Below are 14,632 nucleotides of genomic sequence, written 5' to 3' on the forward strand. Positions count from 1 at the left end.
TTGTTACAATAACTTAAATCGATCTAACAAATTGGCTTTATATGAACCGCCAAGAGGTAATGATTTTCCACCCATTTCCACGGTCATTTCAAATTCATCAATCTCATGTATTCGATGAATATTCACTATATGAGATCGGTGTATCCGTACAAAAACGGAGGTGTCGAGTTTCGATTCCAAAAGGTTCATGGACGTGCGGATTGGGTAATTACGCTTCTCTGTGACTATATCACAGTACCGGTCCTGACTCACCTGAATCCACAAGATATCCTCCAGAGGAACTTTGGTCAATTTACTTCCTGCCTTGATCAGAAAACTATCGTTGAGTATCTGCTCCTCATGATCAGAAGCAGGTTGAGGTACCTGTCCTTCTGAGGATTGGTTACTCTTAAACAGCGCAAGTTCAATTGCTGCTTGTAACGAAGGTTTTTCTACAGGTTTTATTAGGTAAGCATGCGGATTAGAGTTCAGTGCTCGGTGTAGCGTTTGCTTATCTTCATGTGAGGTCAGAAAGATGATCGGAGTTGGTCGAACCCCCTGAAGTTCACGAGCTAATCTTATTCCATCTCCCTGACCAGCCAGCGAAATATCCAATACAACCAGATCTGGGCTATGTTTTTGGTACAGTTCCTTGATTTCCTCCTCAGTGCTTCCAACACCTACCAGCTGGTAATCGAGCATATCGATTAGCATCTCCAACTTAGAAGCATGCAAGGGGTTATCTTCGGCCAGAAGAATTCGAACGTTACTCATAAATCAAATTGAAGATAAATCAAAAGTACGTTACCAGCTAAAAAAATGATCAAGTACAAATCATTATCCTTAGAACTTCGTTGAATCTATCAAATTTTAGCTCTTTCTTCTTAAACTTTACACGTTCTTTTTAAATCAAGGTCCAATGAGGGTATTTCGAATCGGTGGTGTGCCAGAGTATTTCAACTTACCAATCAAAGCTGCAATAGCTGATACAGAGCTCAAACACAGAGACATAAACCTGCAATGGCAGGATGTAACGGAAGGCACCGGCGCACTGACTAAGATGCTGCATGAAGGTGAGTTGGATCTGGCTATGATTCTACTAGAAGGGGCTACCAAGTCTATACTCGATGGTCAGCGATGCAAAATCATCAAGGATTTTGTGTCTTCGCCGCTTCAATGGGGCGTTCACACCTCACCTAACGTCCATTCACTTGAGACTTTGTCAAGCCGGAGAATTGCGATTAGTCGGTATGGCTCAGGTTCGCATATGATGGCTTATCTCATGGCAGAAAAGTATGGATGGCTCAAAGAAAGTCTGGAGTTCGTAGTGATCAATAATCTAGATGGAGCCATAGAAGCGTTTAACAGGCAAGAAGTGGACCTCTTTCTTTGGGAAAAATATACCACTAAGCCATACGTTGATGCTGGTCATATGAACTGTCGGGACGTGGTAGAGACGCCATGGCCGTGTTTTGTTTTGGCCGCCAACTCTCGAACGGTTTCTGCCTATTCCAAAGAGCTGAAGCAAATCTGCCAGGTCATTAACATCCAATCTGAAAAATACCAATCACTGAAAGAACTCCCTCTGATCATCTCCTCCAACTATCACCTGGACATGGAAGATGCAAGAGCAATTGTCACAAACACCCGATGGTCCACCGAGTTGACCGTAGATGATCAGTCTATTCAAAAAGTAATGAACACTTACAAACAACTACAGGTGATCAACCAGGTGATGCCAACAGAAGCGCTAATCGGTAGCATATAAAAAAAGTGGCTCCCCCCAGAGCCACTTTCAGATCGACTCACCTAACGGGTGAATCTGCCTTAGTTTATCTTGAATTATTTTTTACTAATCTTCTGGCTGTAGGTTCCTTTTGCATTCTCATAGTTTAGTAAGTACAGACCTTTCGGAAGAGCGGATACATTCATTTTATACAGTGCTCCCTGGAACTCGTCTTCTTTAACCAGCCTACCAGAGCTATCATATAATCTCACCTGAGTGGTCCCTTCCAGATGAGAACCCACATGGATTTTTAACTCATCTTCAACAGGGTTTGGATAAACTCCCAACTGATCATCAATTACTTCACTCACCTCAGCTACTCTGTTAGAGGATGCCGACTCAAAACGGAACTGCTGATTGTAGCTAGACGAATAACAGGTGTACTGCATCACGTTAGCGCCATCAGCTGTCGATACGCCACTAATGTCCATGCATTTGTTACTAGCACGTGATCTAATGGAGTAGTATCCTCCACCACGATCTACGAGTTGCCATTTTTGGCAGTCATTATTCAGCCAGGTCCACAGCTGAATATTGGCTGAGTTACTCCCACTACAGCCGTCTAGATCCAAGGCCATATTCGGTGCGTTGGATGGGGAAATGCGATAGTATCCGCCACCGACATCAGTGAAAATCCACTTCTGACAGTTGTTGTTGAGCCAGCTCCATTGGTTTACATTAGTGCCATTGGATGATCCGCAGTTGACCACATCGATGGCCTTGCCACTGTGACGTGGAGTGATGCGATAAGTACCACCAGACGTTACCGGTCCACCGCTACTTGGAGGACTGCCTACATAAGGCCAACCATTGGCAAACCCAAAGTCAGACCTGTTTCTCAGCTTGGCATTGCCATTATCATTGCCATCGTAGAAGTGGTAAGTCAACCGGCCTTCTCCATAGCCGAAATGGCCTGGTCCTACTACATTTCCATTTTGATTACTGATGAAGGTTCGCTCGCCAGTATATGGACCTGTCACACTAGTAGATCGGGCCACCACAATGTAGTACGAACTGCTCAACCCATTGCAGCAAGATCCACGGTTGGTAAAAAGGTAATAGTAGCTACCATTTTTCATGATAAATGGTGCTTCTCTATCCTGGTGGTTACCACCAGCTACCTGTGTAACTCCCCCTGTCGTTTTACCTGTAGATGGATTGATCTGCACCACTCCGATACCTCCGAACCAGGATCCGTAAGACATCCAAACGGATCCATTGCTGTCTTGAAACAATGCAGGATCAATGGCATTAATGGCGTTACTGCTTCCGTTAGAGGAAACTACCACTCCGAGATCTGTCCAGGGACCATTGAGGTTACTGGCTCTGGTTACCCCAATAGCCGACCTTGAAGATCCGAATGTGGAGCATGAATAATACAGGTAATAGTAGCCATTCATCTGGATCACACCCGGCGCCCAAAAATCACCTTGAAATCCTGGCACATAATTGTTAATCCATGAAGGCCACGTACCAGGTGTAAATGGTGTAGACTCTGCTCGCCAGTTGCTAAAGCTAGAATTGCTAGAAGACATGGCCCAGATGCCATTACCAGTGGTAAAGATCCAGTACCTGCCATCAGTATTCCGAACTACTTTCGTTGGGTCATGACTTGGAGGGTATTGTGCCATGCTAATGTGAGCAAACATTGTCAGCAGTAGCACCACTGACCATTGAATCAATTTGGGGGTTGGGGGTTTGGTAAGGCTTCCAAAAACTAAGGTTCTTGTCTTCGGTTGTAATTTCATCATTGATTAGGTTTAGTACGAACTTATTTTTTTAGTCGTTCATTGATTGGCTGATGTTTTCTTTGGTTTATTGCTTTCTAATTTTCTCGGTGAAAGTTCCAGCAGCATTCTGATAGTTGAGCAGGTATATGCCCTTTGGTAAATCCTGCGTATTCAGCTGGTAAACTTCTCCACTGAACTGGACTTCTTTCATCAGCTTACCAGTGCTGTCAAATAGTTTAACATGGGTATTGCCTTCCAGCTGCTGGCCCAACCTGATATGAAGCATGTCTTCTACTGGATTGGGATAGACCCCAGACTCGTGCTCCACTTCGTCGCTCACCTCAGCTACTCTGCTGGCAGAAGTTGACTGAAAGCTAAACTGCTGATTGTAGCTGGATGAATAGCAGGTGTACTGCATCACATTGGCGCCATCTGCTGTGGACACTCCACTGATATCCATGCACTTATTGCTTGCACGTGAACGGATGGAATAGTACCCTCCTCCTCGGTCAACCAATTGCCACTTTTGGCAGTCATTGTTGAGCCAGGTCCACAGCTGAATGTTAGCCGAGTTACTCCCACTGCAGCCGTCCAGATCCAGTGCCATGTTTGGCGCGTTAGCGGGAGATATGCGATAGTATCCACCTCCAACGTCGGTGAATATCCACTTTTGACAGTTGTTGTTAAGCCAGCTCCACTGATTTACATTGGTACCATTAGATGATCCACAGTTGACCACATCTATGGCTTTGCCACTGTGACGCGGCGTGATGCGATAAGTGCCTCCAGAGGTTACCGGACCACCACTACTCGGTGGACTGCCCACATATGGCCAGCCGTTAGCCACCCCAAAGTCAGAGCGAACCATGAGTTTGGCATTGCCATTGTCATTGCCATCATAGAAATGGTAGGTCAGTCGGCCTTCACCATACCCAAAATGTCCTGGACCGATGATGTTACCACTTTGATTGGGCAAAAAGACGCGCTCCCCAGTGTAAGGCCCAGTAATATTCGTTGATCTGGCCACTACCATGTAATAGGATGAATTGACTCCATTGCAGCACAGTCCTCGTTGGTAAAAGAGGTAATAGTATCCTCCAGACTTATAAAGCCCTGGGCCTTCTACATTTCCAGAAACCAGATGAGTGGTACCTGAGATGGGTTTACCTGAAGAGGTGCTTAACTCAATGATATCAATGCCAGACTGCCAATTGCCCCAGGACATCCACAATCGACCATTGTCATATAGTAATGCCGGATCAATGGCGTTGTTTCCTGATACCACTCTACCGCGATCCGTCCATGGTCCGGCCAGGTTCGTAGCAGTGGCCACACCTATGGCCGCTGGAGCCCCATTGCCTGCACAGGAATAATACAAAAAGTAGGTATTCCCAATTTTGATCACATCTGGAGCCCAGAAAAATCCATTGAAGCCATCCACATAATTGTCTATCCATGAAGGGTAAGTTCCCGGTGCAAATGGTGTTGGCTCAGGGCGCCAGTTAGTAAAGTCACGGTTACTGGAAGACATGGCCCATACGCCATCTCCAGTGGTAAAAATCCAATATCTCCCATCGGTATTTCGAATCATGGTGGATGGGTCATGGCTTGGAGGGTATTGCGCCATGGCGAGATGGGACATCATTGCCAGTAGTATTGCTACTGACCATTTCATCAAATTGGGGGTTGGGGGTTGCTTTCGGTTTCCAAAAACTAAGGCTCTAGCTTTGGAAAAGTGTAACATAAATTAGAATTGTTTTGAGTATAACATATACGGTGGAATGATTTAATACCTCTAAAATTGACTGTTTTACTCACATCCGAATAGATTGAACCTTAATGTTTAAAATTAGGAAAATCGTAGTTTCAATGTCGGATAATGTGAGCGATTTACAACTTTTGAATCTATTCTCTAATATAATTAAAATTTCATTTAAGTGTACTATTAACATTTAATATTTTTTGGCTTATTGCAGATACCTTATCGGCATGCAGATCAACCATTCTATTATGGATTAATACCTTTTGAAGCCGTGGAACTTAAGCCCCTCCTAGAAGCTCTTATTGTCACTTATCAATCTCCATTACTCCCTTTTCAGTTGGGACGATTTCTTTCATTGATCCATCATCGTCGAAGTAGGCATAATCCACACAAACAGATCTTCTAAACTCTCCACCACCCTTCAGTGCGGCGTTGTGATATACAAAGTACCAATCACCCTTATACTCCACCACTGCCTGATGATTAGTAGGTGAGTTGGGTACTTCATCAAAGAGTCGGCCCTTGTACACCCATGGTCCGGCAGGACTATCAGCCATGGCATAGTCAATCACCTCAGGAAACTGGGCTGAAAAGGTCAGGAAATACTGGTCGTTCCGCTTAAAAACATATGGACCTTCAGTGAAGGAAGGAACATCAATCACCTCTATCGGACCATCTAGTTCGGTCATATTCTCCTTTAATGGAGCATACTTCAGCACGGTATTGCCCCAGTACAAATGGGCAGTTCCATCAGCATCAATGAATACAGCAGGATCTATATCATCCCAGAAGATATCCGTTTGGGTAGTCATGTCATTGGTAATGAGTGCACTACCTATAGCATCTTCATATGGACCCAGGATATTATCAGACACAGCTACTCCTATGGCCTTGCCAGGAATGGAGGCATGCTCTACGGTTACAAACCAATAAAATTTTCCATCTTTTTCTACCAAATGCGCTGCCCAGGCATCTGCCTTGGCCCAGTCAAACACATCTACCGATAATCTAGGTCCATGGTTGGTCCAGTTGACCATATCCGTGGTAGAATAAACCATCCAATCATTCATCACGAATCCTTCTGCACCTTCTTCCTGCTCATCATGTCCGGTAAACACGAACAGCGTATCGTTATGCACCCAAGCTGCCGGATCGGCCGTGTACATGTCCTGTATGATTGGATTGCCAGCATAGGTCACTTCGGTTTTTGCCGTAGTAGCCTCAGAATGCTGGCCAGCATTCTGACAGCTAAACAGTCCGCCCAGAAGTAAAATCAAAAAGAGGTTCTTCATTTCGCTTTTGTCTGGTTGATCTCTTCCTTATTCACTACTGGCCATCCCTCTTCATCCCATTTCATATGGAGGATCTTGAGTTTGGAATGACCTTCATCACTCAAATCATAAGCATGGACCACCAGGTAGTCCTTGCCATCAAAAGTATAGGCACTATTGTGTCCGATACCGGCCCAGTTCTTATCGCCCTCTATCACCAGGGATCCTCCTCCCTGATCCATTCGCTTTCCATCTTTGTCCAGATAAGGGCCTTCTACATTTTCAGATCTCCCGACCACTACCTTGTAAGTGCTATTTTCTCCCCGGCAGCAATAATCCCAGGAAACAAACAGGTAATACATGGTATCTTTTTTGAAAATAAAAGGTGCCTCGATTGCGCCATCACCCGGATTATCGTCTAAAAGTGAATCTGTTCTTGCTCTTGAAGCCAGGGTCAGCCATTCTTGAGGTTCAGCAATCTTATCCCTGTTGGGTACCAGTTTGACCATTTTGATTCCACCCCAGAATGAGCCAAAATTCAACCAAGGATATCCCTCCTCATCAACAATCAGATTGGGATCTATGGCATTCCAGTAATCTCTGAAAGGAATGGATCGTACTACTGGACCATGATCTACCCATTTGAAGTCGGGACTTGATGGATCCAGCGTTTTATTAGTGACCAACCCAATAGCTGAAGTGTTCTTAGCAAAAGCCGATACGCTGTAATACAAATAGTACTGACCGTCGTAATAGGATATATCAGGTGCCCACACGTGACCTCTAAATCCAGCCACTACATCATTGGTCCAGGATGGAGGTCTCTTAAAAACAGACTCCTCTTTGGTCCATGAAGTCATGTCCTTTGATGACCACACGGATATACCCCACCCTGTACAGAATAAGTAATAAGTATCTCCAGTTTTGATCATAACAGGATCATGAACACTGATGTCAGTTTCCTGACCGACTGCCATGACCGCCACTAACAGCATACATGCAAAAAATAGTTTTTTCATTGTTTTAGCTTAAGTTAATCTACCTTCTTACCCCAAAAAGCGGTGCCTTCTGCATTGAGTCCTGTGTAGAGGATTGTTTCGTCGACTGATTTTTCCCAGTCTCTTCCTCGTTCCACTTTCAGTTTGAATGGTGCACTTTCACCTTCCAGATCAAAAGTCAACCACGGTGCAGAATAGGTCCACGTACCTGTAGATGCTCCAGACAGTGTTCCGTCAGCATTAATGGTCAAATTCTGAGCAATCTGAAAATCAGGTGATGTTTGTTCATCAGCGTATCCAGGGACTACTTGATACCCCAGTATGATTTGCTCCCAGTTTCCAGCTATCTCGCTTTCTGCCACAGCGGTCTCCTCTTCTGCAGCATATCGCTCAGGACTCACCATCGGCCAGCCATCTTCGGTCCAGTGAATCTGACGAACATGGAGCACCATAAAGAACCGATCTGCCCCAGGTCTACCCTGATGTGCGAGGTAAAAGTCCTTGGACTCCTTATCGATAAAGACCGACGGGTGCGAAACGCCCTGCCAACCTGAGTGACCCTGAAAACGATATGGAGCCAAAATCATCGGCAAGTCATCTACCTCCTCGTTCATGTTTCTGCCCAGGTAGTCAAAAAAAGGACCATCAGGATTATCTGATCTACCGACTCGTACATTGTATTTGGATTCTAACCAGTCATAGGCAATGAACATGTAGTACTTATCAAACTCCTCGTTGTAGATAATCTCCGGACCCTCAATATTTCCATTGATGCTGTTGCCAGTAAATGCACGCTGTGCAACACGTGTACCAATATCACCCGGTTCCTTTGGCAGACCGGTGGAAGGCTCCAACTCAATTTTGTAAATACCATCCCACGCTGAGCCATAATAGAACCAATGCGAGCCGTCATCAGCAACTGTCACAGTCGGATCAATGGCATTGGTTTGTCGGGTGGAATTATTCAAAGAAGTGACTACTAAGCCGCGTTCTTCGAAAGGACCATACGGCTTATCAGAAACCATCAGACCCATGGCACTCAAACGCGGTGTGGCCGATGATATCGAATAATATACTCTGTATTCGTCCTGATACTTCATGGCATATGGAGCCCACAGATTGTCAAACGGTTCACCACCGTTGGAGCGGATGTGCTCTAGTCCTAAGGGTGGGTAAGCTCTATCGGAAATTTCACCCACGGGCAGGTTATTACCGCCCACTACCCAGCCTACAAACTCCCACTCTACCAGGTTTTTGCTCCTACGGATGTTATGACCAGGGCGCACCTGTGCTCCATAGGCTACATCTGTGGTATAACAGTAGAAGAAATCACCATTATCGAATATGGATGGGTCATGCACATTGTAGTGTGCCCAATCGTAAATATTCGCCACAGGAGCTAATTGACCATAGGTATCTGTCAGCTGAGAGAAATCTATGGGGCCGTCACCCAAATTGGAATCCAGAGTGTCTGTAGTCGGGTCCTTTACCTTGATCCCAGTAGGACCTGAATCATCCTCGCAGGAGGACACCCAGATCCCTTGTGACACCATACATACGATTACCAAAAATCTAAGGGTAATTCTTTTCATATAACTGGTTTTCATATTTTGTTTATGTAGTTGCTCAAAAACTACTGACTACAAACTCGCACTTATTTTACGTTCAACACTACCACTGAGTAAGCTGGCAGCTTGACGGTAACTTTGTTTCCCTTTTTCTTAAATTCTTTAAACTCCTTTGGAGTGATCTTAGTCGGATTATCGAAAGAATTGTAATCCTGCAGTTTACCAGAAGATAAAATCTGACCGGTTATTTTTCCATTCAAACCCAATTCCAATGTGACCTCATGACTCTTCTCAGGATGAATATTGACCAATGAAATGTTAGCTTCTCCGGATTCCGTTTGTGAGGCAGAGGCTGAAATAGCAGGAAGCTTATCTTCGCCATTTTCGAAATACAACATGTCTGAAATCTCAACTGGGAGCATCGTAGCACTCTGGTGGACATTGTACATTTTCATCACATGATACGTTGGTGTTAAGAGCATTTTCTCCTCATCTGTTAGAATAACAGCTTGCAGCACATTGACTGTTTGTGCCAAATTGGCCATTCTTACCCGGTCTGCATGGTTATGGAAGATGTTTAGGGTTATGCCAGCAATCATTGCATCACGCATGGTATTTTGCTGATAAAGTGCACTCTGCCCTTTTGGAGTATCGTACCACCCACCCCATTCGTCCACTACAAGTGCAATCTTTTTTTCAGGGTCATACTTGTCCATGATTGCGCTGTGTCGGGTAACCAATTCTTCCATATCGATGGCATCCACCATGGTCTGAAAATACTGATCAGTAGTGAATTCGGTATCTGATCCTTTATCACTCCATTCGATCACTGCATAATTATGCAAAGCCACTCCTTCGATCATGTGGTTTGGAATGTCTCGCATCAATACCTCTGTCCAGTTAAAGTCCCATTCATTAGCACCAGATGCAATTCTGAATAGTCTGCTACTGTTGCTCCAATCGGTCATGAATGTGGCGTATTGACGGTAAAGGTTGGCATAAAACTCAGGTTTCATGTTACCTCCGCAGCCCCACATTTCATTTCCAACACCCCAGTATTTTACATTCCAAGGATCTTTGCGACCGTTTTCTATTCTTAAATCAGACATTGGGCTACCTCCTGGGTGGTTCACATATTGCACCCAATCGGCCAATTCCTTCACTAATCCGCTTCCCACATTACCAGCGAGGTAAGGTTCCGCACCAATCGCCTCACACATGTTTAGAAAATCATGCGTTCCGTAGCTATTGTCTTCGATGTAGCCCCCCCACCATTGGTTAACGATAGATGGTCGCTGATCCTTAGGTCCAATACCATCCATCCAGTGGTAGGTATCCGCAAAACAACCTCCCGGCCACCTCAACACAGGCACTTTTAGGTCTTTCAAAGCCTCGATCACATCTGTGCGGACTCCAGCTACATTAGGAATAACTTGATTGTCTTCACCTACATAAAATCCCCCGTAGATGCATCGACCCAGATGCTCTGCAAAATGACCATAAATATTAGGGTTGATTACGTGCTCTCCTGAGCTGTTTATAGCCACGGTAGTCTGTGCCTGAGTGGATAATATGGCTCCGAATACGCAGAGTGTGAGAAGTATTTTTTTCATGGAAATAATCTTAATGATTGTGTAAAAAGCTATGCCCATCTAGATGGGCATAGCCGAACTATGTATGAAGAAGTAATATACTTGGTTAAGAACCCAGGTCGCTCATTTGCACCCTAAGTACCGACATTGAGTAAGAGGCAGACGGAATACTGAAGGTGGTACCACCCACTTTCACTGATCGTTCTTCTGGTTTGACATTTGCTCCATCGAACGAATTCTCGCTGGATAAATCCCCTTTTAATACCAGAAGCTTTCCAGTATCAGGCAAAGCATCCACGCCATTCACTGTAAAATTCAATTGCTTATCCTGACCCGTTGTGTTCACAAACTTGATAATCAAATCGCCAGATTCTTCGTCCTTTGATGCTGTGGCATACAAACCGTTCTGACCTGAAAGGTCTTTACCGTCTTCTTTGATATTGATCAGGTGTGTTCCTCTATTGGTCGAGAATAGCTTCTGCACATGATAATTTGGTGTAGCATAAGCCTCCAGGTTATTGAACCAGATCAGGTCTGGAGTCCACTGCCATCCTTCTGCATGGGCAAACAAAGGAGCATAGGAAGTCATGGTTACGACTTCTGCATTGCGCTCTAACCCGGTAATGAAGGCTGCCTCTGACATAGCTGTCTCCCAGTTGTTTTTATTTTCAGGGCTTGCAACTCCTACACTTTGTGAGGCATATTCACCCACAAACAGTTTTGGACCATTGCGGTCGTAATCATCGTACCAGTCTGCGCTCTCTCTAAACCAATCCGGGTTGCGATAGAAGTGCTCATCTACAATTTCTGGCTGGAGTTTACGCCATTGTTCCCAGAGATAATCGATCTCTTCTTCACCATTCGGGAAGATGGAACCATCAGATCCTGTAGCAGCAATTATTTGCATCTCAGGATATTTTTGCTTGATTGCCTGAACCATCGGCACATATCTTTCGATGTACTGTGGTCCCCACTGCTCATTACCCACGCCGATCATCTTCATGTTAAACGGCTCAGGATGTCCCATGTCGGCTCGTAATTTGCCCCACTTGGTATCTACTGATCCATTGGCAAATTCTATTAAATCAAGTGCGTCCTGAATGTAGGGCTGAAGCTCATCCAATGGTACCAGCTCACCGGTGTTAAACTGACAAGCCATACCACAGTTGATGATCGGCATTGGCTCTGCCTTAAGATCTTCTGCAAGCAAGAAGTATTCATAAAATCCTACTCCAAAGCTCTGGTAGTAATCCGGTGCTGGTCTGTGGTCAAACTCGAAATTCCATCGGTTGATGGTCACCACTCGCTCATCTATGTCTCCCACAGTGTTTTTCCACTGATAGCGCTGTGACAGGTCAAAACCTTCCACAATACATCCACCAGGGAATCGTAGGAAACCTGGTTCCATATCTGCCAGAAGTTGAACCAGATCCGCTCTGAGTCCTTTTTTACGTCCTTTCCAGGTGTCTGTTGGGAAAAGAGAAACCATGTCGATATCAACCACTCCTTCTCCCTCAAACCAGATATTCATTGTAGCATTGGATTCTGTTTTGGAAGGCGTAAATGATGTTTCCAGTGTTTGCCAGTCATTCGTTATTCCGTTGACACGACCTTCAGCGATGACATTGTCTTGTGAGTCTGTCAATTCGATCCGTATGGCCGACACATTTCCTTCAACTCCCCGCACCTGGATACTGAAGTCGTGCGGTATGTTTTCCTTGATCCCCATACCTCTGAAGCCTTCATTTTTAAGTCCTGCTCCAGAACCAGTTTCATCAATTTGGATTCTCAGGTATCGAGGGTTTCTTGGGTTACCTGTGTTCATAGGCAAAGTCCTTACACCAAGACCCTGATCCTTCAGTACGGTCCATCCACGTAGCGGCTTATCAAACTCAAACGATCTGTTTTTGACTAGCTCTGCGTAAAGCCCTCCATCAATTGCGAAATTGATATCCTCGAAAAAGATACCATACATGGTAGGCTGTATCTCGGCAATCACCTCCGACACGTCCACATCGATATTGGATGTGCCTGGTGTTTCCTCAGTTCCTTTCTTTGCTTCAGCAGCTCTGTTTTCACTGCACGAGATACCTATGGTCAGTATCAGGGCTGTAGCGAACAAAGCACCAAGCGATTTATACAGTTTATTCATTTTTTTATTCTTTTATCAAAATCCAAACACCTACTTTCAGCTATAATCCCCAAATGGGGTAACTAGCGACAAGTAGCTGCTTATGAATCATATTCGTTTACCCCAAACCGAAATTCCGGCTGAGTTCAATCCTGAAAAAACGATGGTCAGCTTTCTGGGAGTTGCTTCCCAGTCCACTTCCCGCTCCACATGCAATTTCAGATCTCCAACAGTGAGCACATCATTCACTGGATCAAAAGACCAGTCGCCACTTACAGCTCCTGTTGCCTGATGGTCAGCCGTCAGTTTTAAGTCAACTGACTGTTGTTGATCACGATACTGGTAGTTTAGTGTGATCGACTCCCAGTCTCCCACCAACTCCTCCTCGCTTATCTCTTGCTCGGGCACGCCGGTGTATCTTTCTGGCATCACCACGGGCCAGCCATCCTCCGTCCATCTGATCTTTCTTACATGGCCCATCATGATGGCATTGCTGTAGGCATTTCCTCCTGTGTTTGCAGGAAGTCTAGCCTGTGAGGAGTAATACCAGTCTCCTGTCTCTTCGTTCTGGAACGTGGCATTGTGTGAAAACCCAACCCATCCGGAGTGATTATTGAAAGCATATGGATGCGTGATAATTGGATAAATATCACCTCCATCTGTGATATTGGAACCATCATAAGAGTGGTATGGTCCGGTAACATTTCTGGATCTACAGACTCTGGTATTATAAGCCACAGAGAGCTCATCATAAGCCATGAACATGTAGTAATAACCAGTTTCAGCATTGTAGATAACTTCCGGTCCTTCGGATGCTTGCCACCTTGATCCATCGGTACGTGTGTAGACATGCGTACCCCAGGTGGACTCATCATTGATATCAAATTCGTTCAAAGGCAGACCTGTGTTTGAGTCGATTTGAAGAGCCGCAATTCCACTATGCCAGGATCCATAAAACAACCAGTGATCTCCTTCTGGAGTGATGACATATGAGGGGTCAATAGCATTGTATTGAAAATAGCCACTCCAATTGTTTCTGGATGGTCGGTACCAGTCTGTTCCTCTATCGGAAACAGAACATATTACCATTCCCTTGTCCTCCCAGGTATTCTGAGAAGGATCTGATGTTTCCATCATGCCAATAAAGGCACGTTCAGTCCATGTGTTATCAAAATTCTCTTCTGTATTTGGTAGACCATTACCGATATAGTTGTCAATAATGATGCAGTAATACATGCGATATACGTTGCCAACTTTATGAACTACAGGAGCCCAATGTCCATATCTGGGATTAGCTATTGGATCCAATCCATATGACGCCCGAATACTGGTAAGCGAGTCTTTCACCCATCCTGGAGTATCAGGCATTGAAGCGCCCATATAAGTCCAATTCACCAGGTCTTTGGATTTACGTCCATGAAAATGGCCGTGTCCATCGTGAGCATTGCCATACGAGGCATTGGTAGTGTACATGTAGTAGTACTCCCCATCAAAAATCACACTCGGGTCATGCACATTTGCAAGGTTCCAGTCACCTCTCCTACTCCAGGCCGCCATTGATGAGTAATCATCAGCATATGTCGGGATAGTGTAAGTGGAGTCTGTAATCTCTACTTCAACAGGTTCCTTGGTTTTGATACCTGTGGGGCCTAAGCCATCATCTTCACAACCCATCAATAACAATGCGATGGCGCTGATAAAATGAATGATGAAGTACTTGGGTCTCACTTGTTTCATATTGGATATAGTCCTTATGGATATGAACATTTTTCTAGTCACACAGCTAACTGTGGTATTCAACTCAGCTGCTGGTGG

10 protein-coding genes are annotated in these 14,632 nt (G+C 44.9%); 1 reads left to right on the forward strand and 9 read right to left on the reverse strand.

Annotated elements, in window-relative coordinates; all coding sequences use genetic code 11:
* Positions 1 to 3 precede the first annotated feature (3 nt).
* A complete protein-coding gene (locus ACO067_RS02605; protein WP_421870367.1) occupies positions 4 to 753 on the reverse strand; it encodes a LytR/AlgR family response regulator transcription factor in 750 nt (249 codons plus the stop codon).
* Positions 754 to 898: 145 nt separating this feature from the next.
* Here ACO067_RS02605 and ACO067_RS02610 point away from each other — a divergent pair, with 145 nt between their 5' ends.
* Positions 899 to 1,747 (forward strand): hypothetical protein, encoded by an 849-nt coding sequence (locus ACO067_RS02610; RefSeq protein ID WP_421870370.1) that lies wholly within the window; start codon positions 899 to 901, stop codon positions 1,745 to 1,747.
* A 74-nt stretch (positions 1,748 to 1,821) separates the two neighbouring features.
* Here ACO067_RS02610 and ACO067_RS02615 read toward each other — a convergent pair whose 3' ends face one another.
* The 8 genes from ACO067_RS02615 to ACO067_RS02650 all read right to left on the reverse strand — a co-directional run bounded on the left by ACO067_RS02615 (position 1,822) and on the right by ACO067_RS02650 (position 14,554).
* Positions 1,822 to 3,516 (reverse strand): family 43 glycosylhydrolase, encoded by a 1,695-nt coding sequence (locus ACO067_RS02615; RefSeq protein ID WP_421870373.1) that lies wholly within the window; start codon positions 3,514 to 3,516, stop codon positions 1,822 to 1,824.
* A 64-nt stretch (positions 3,517 to 3,580) separates the two neighbouring features.
* Entirely contained in the window at positions 3,581 to 5,170 is a 1,590-nt protein-coding gene (locus tag ACO067_RS02620; RefSeq protein WP_421870375.1) for a family 43 glycosylhydrolase, read from the reverse strand.
* A gap of 392 nt (positions 5,171 to 5,562) precedes the next feature.
* Positions 5,563 to 6,549, reverse strand: coding sequence for a glycoside hydrolase family 43 protein (locus ACO067_RS02625; RefSeq protein WP_421870377.1), 987 nt, complete (start codon positions 6,547 to 6,549; stop codon positions 5,563 to 5,565).
* Complete coding sequence (locus ACO067_RS02630) at positions 6,546 to 7,547, reverse strand: arabinan endo-1,5-alpha-L-arabinosidase (protein WP_421870379.1); 1,002 nt, start codon at positions 7,545 to 7,547, stop codon at positions 6,546 to 6,548. Before ACO067_RS02630 ends, ACO067_RS02625 begins: the two co-directional genes overlap by 4 nt.
* 14 nt (positions 7,548 to 7,561) lie before the next feature.
* On the reverse strand, positions 7,562 to 9,118 hold the full coding sequence (locus ACO067_RS02635; RefSeq protein WP_421870382.1) for an arabinan endo-1,5-alpha-L-arabinosidase: 1,557 nt from the start codon (positions 9,116 to 9,118) through the stop codon (positions 7,562 to 7,564).
* Positions 9,119 to 9,180: 62 nt separating this feature from the next.
* Positions 9,181 to 10,707, reverse strand: coding sequence for an alpha-N-arabinofuranosidase (locus ACO067_RS02640; protein WP_421870385.1), 1,527 nt, complete (start codon positions 10,705 to 10,707; stop codon positions 9,181 to 9,183).
* An 85-nt stretch (positions 10,708 to 10,792) separates the two neighbouring features.
* Positions 10,793 to 12,838, reverse strand: coding sequence for an alpha-L-arabinofuranosidase C-terminal domain-containing protein (locus ACO067_RS02645; protein ID WP_421870388.1), 2,046 nt, complete (start codon positions 12,836 to 12,838; stop codon positions 10,793 to 10,795).
* 87 nt (positions 12,839 to 12,925) lie between these two features.
* Complete coding sequence (locus ACO067_RS02650) at positions 12,926 to 14,554, reverse strand: arabinan endo-1,5-alpha-L-arabinosidase (RefSeq protein ID WP_421870392.1); 1,629 nt, start codon at positions 14,552 to 14,554, stop codon at positions 12,926 to 12,928.
* Between the last annotated feature and the right edge of the window lie 78 nt (positions 14,555 to 14,632).

It is taken from the genome of Marinoscillum sp. (genome assembly GCF_965229915.1).
Lineage (GTDB): Bacteria > Bacteroidota > Bacteroidia > Cytophagales > Cyclobacteriaceae > Marinoscillum.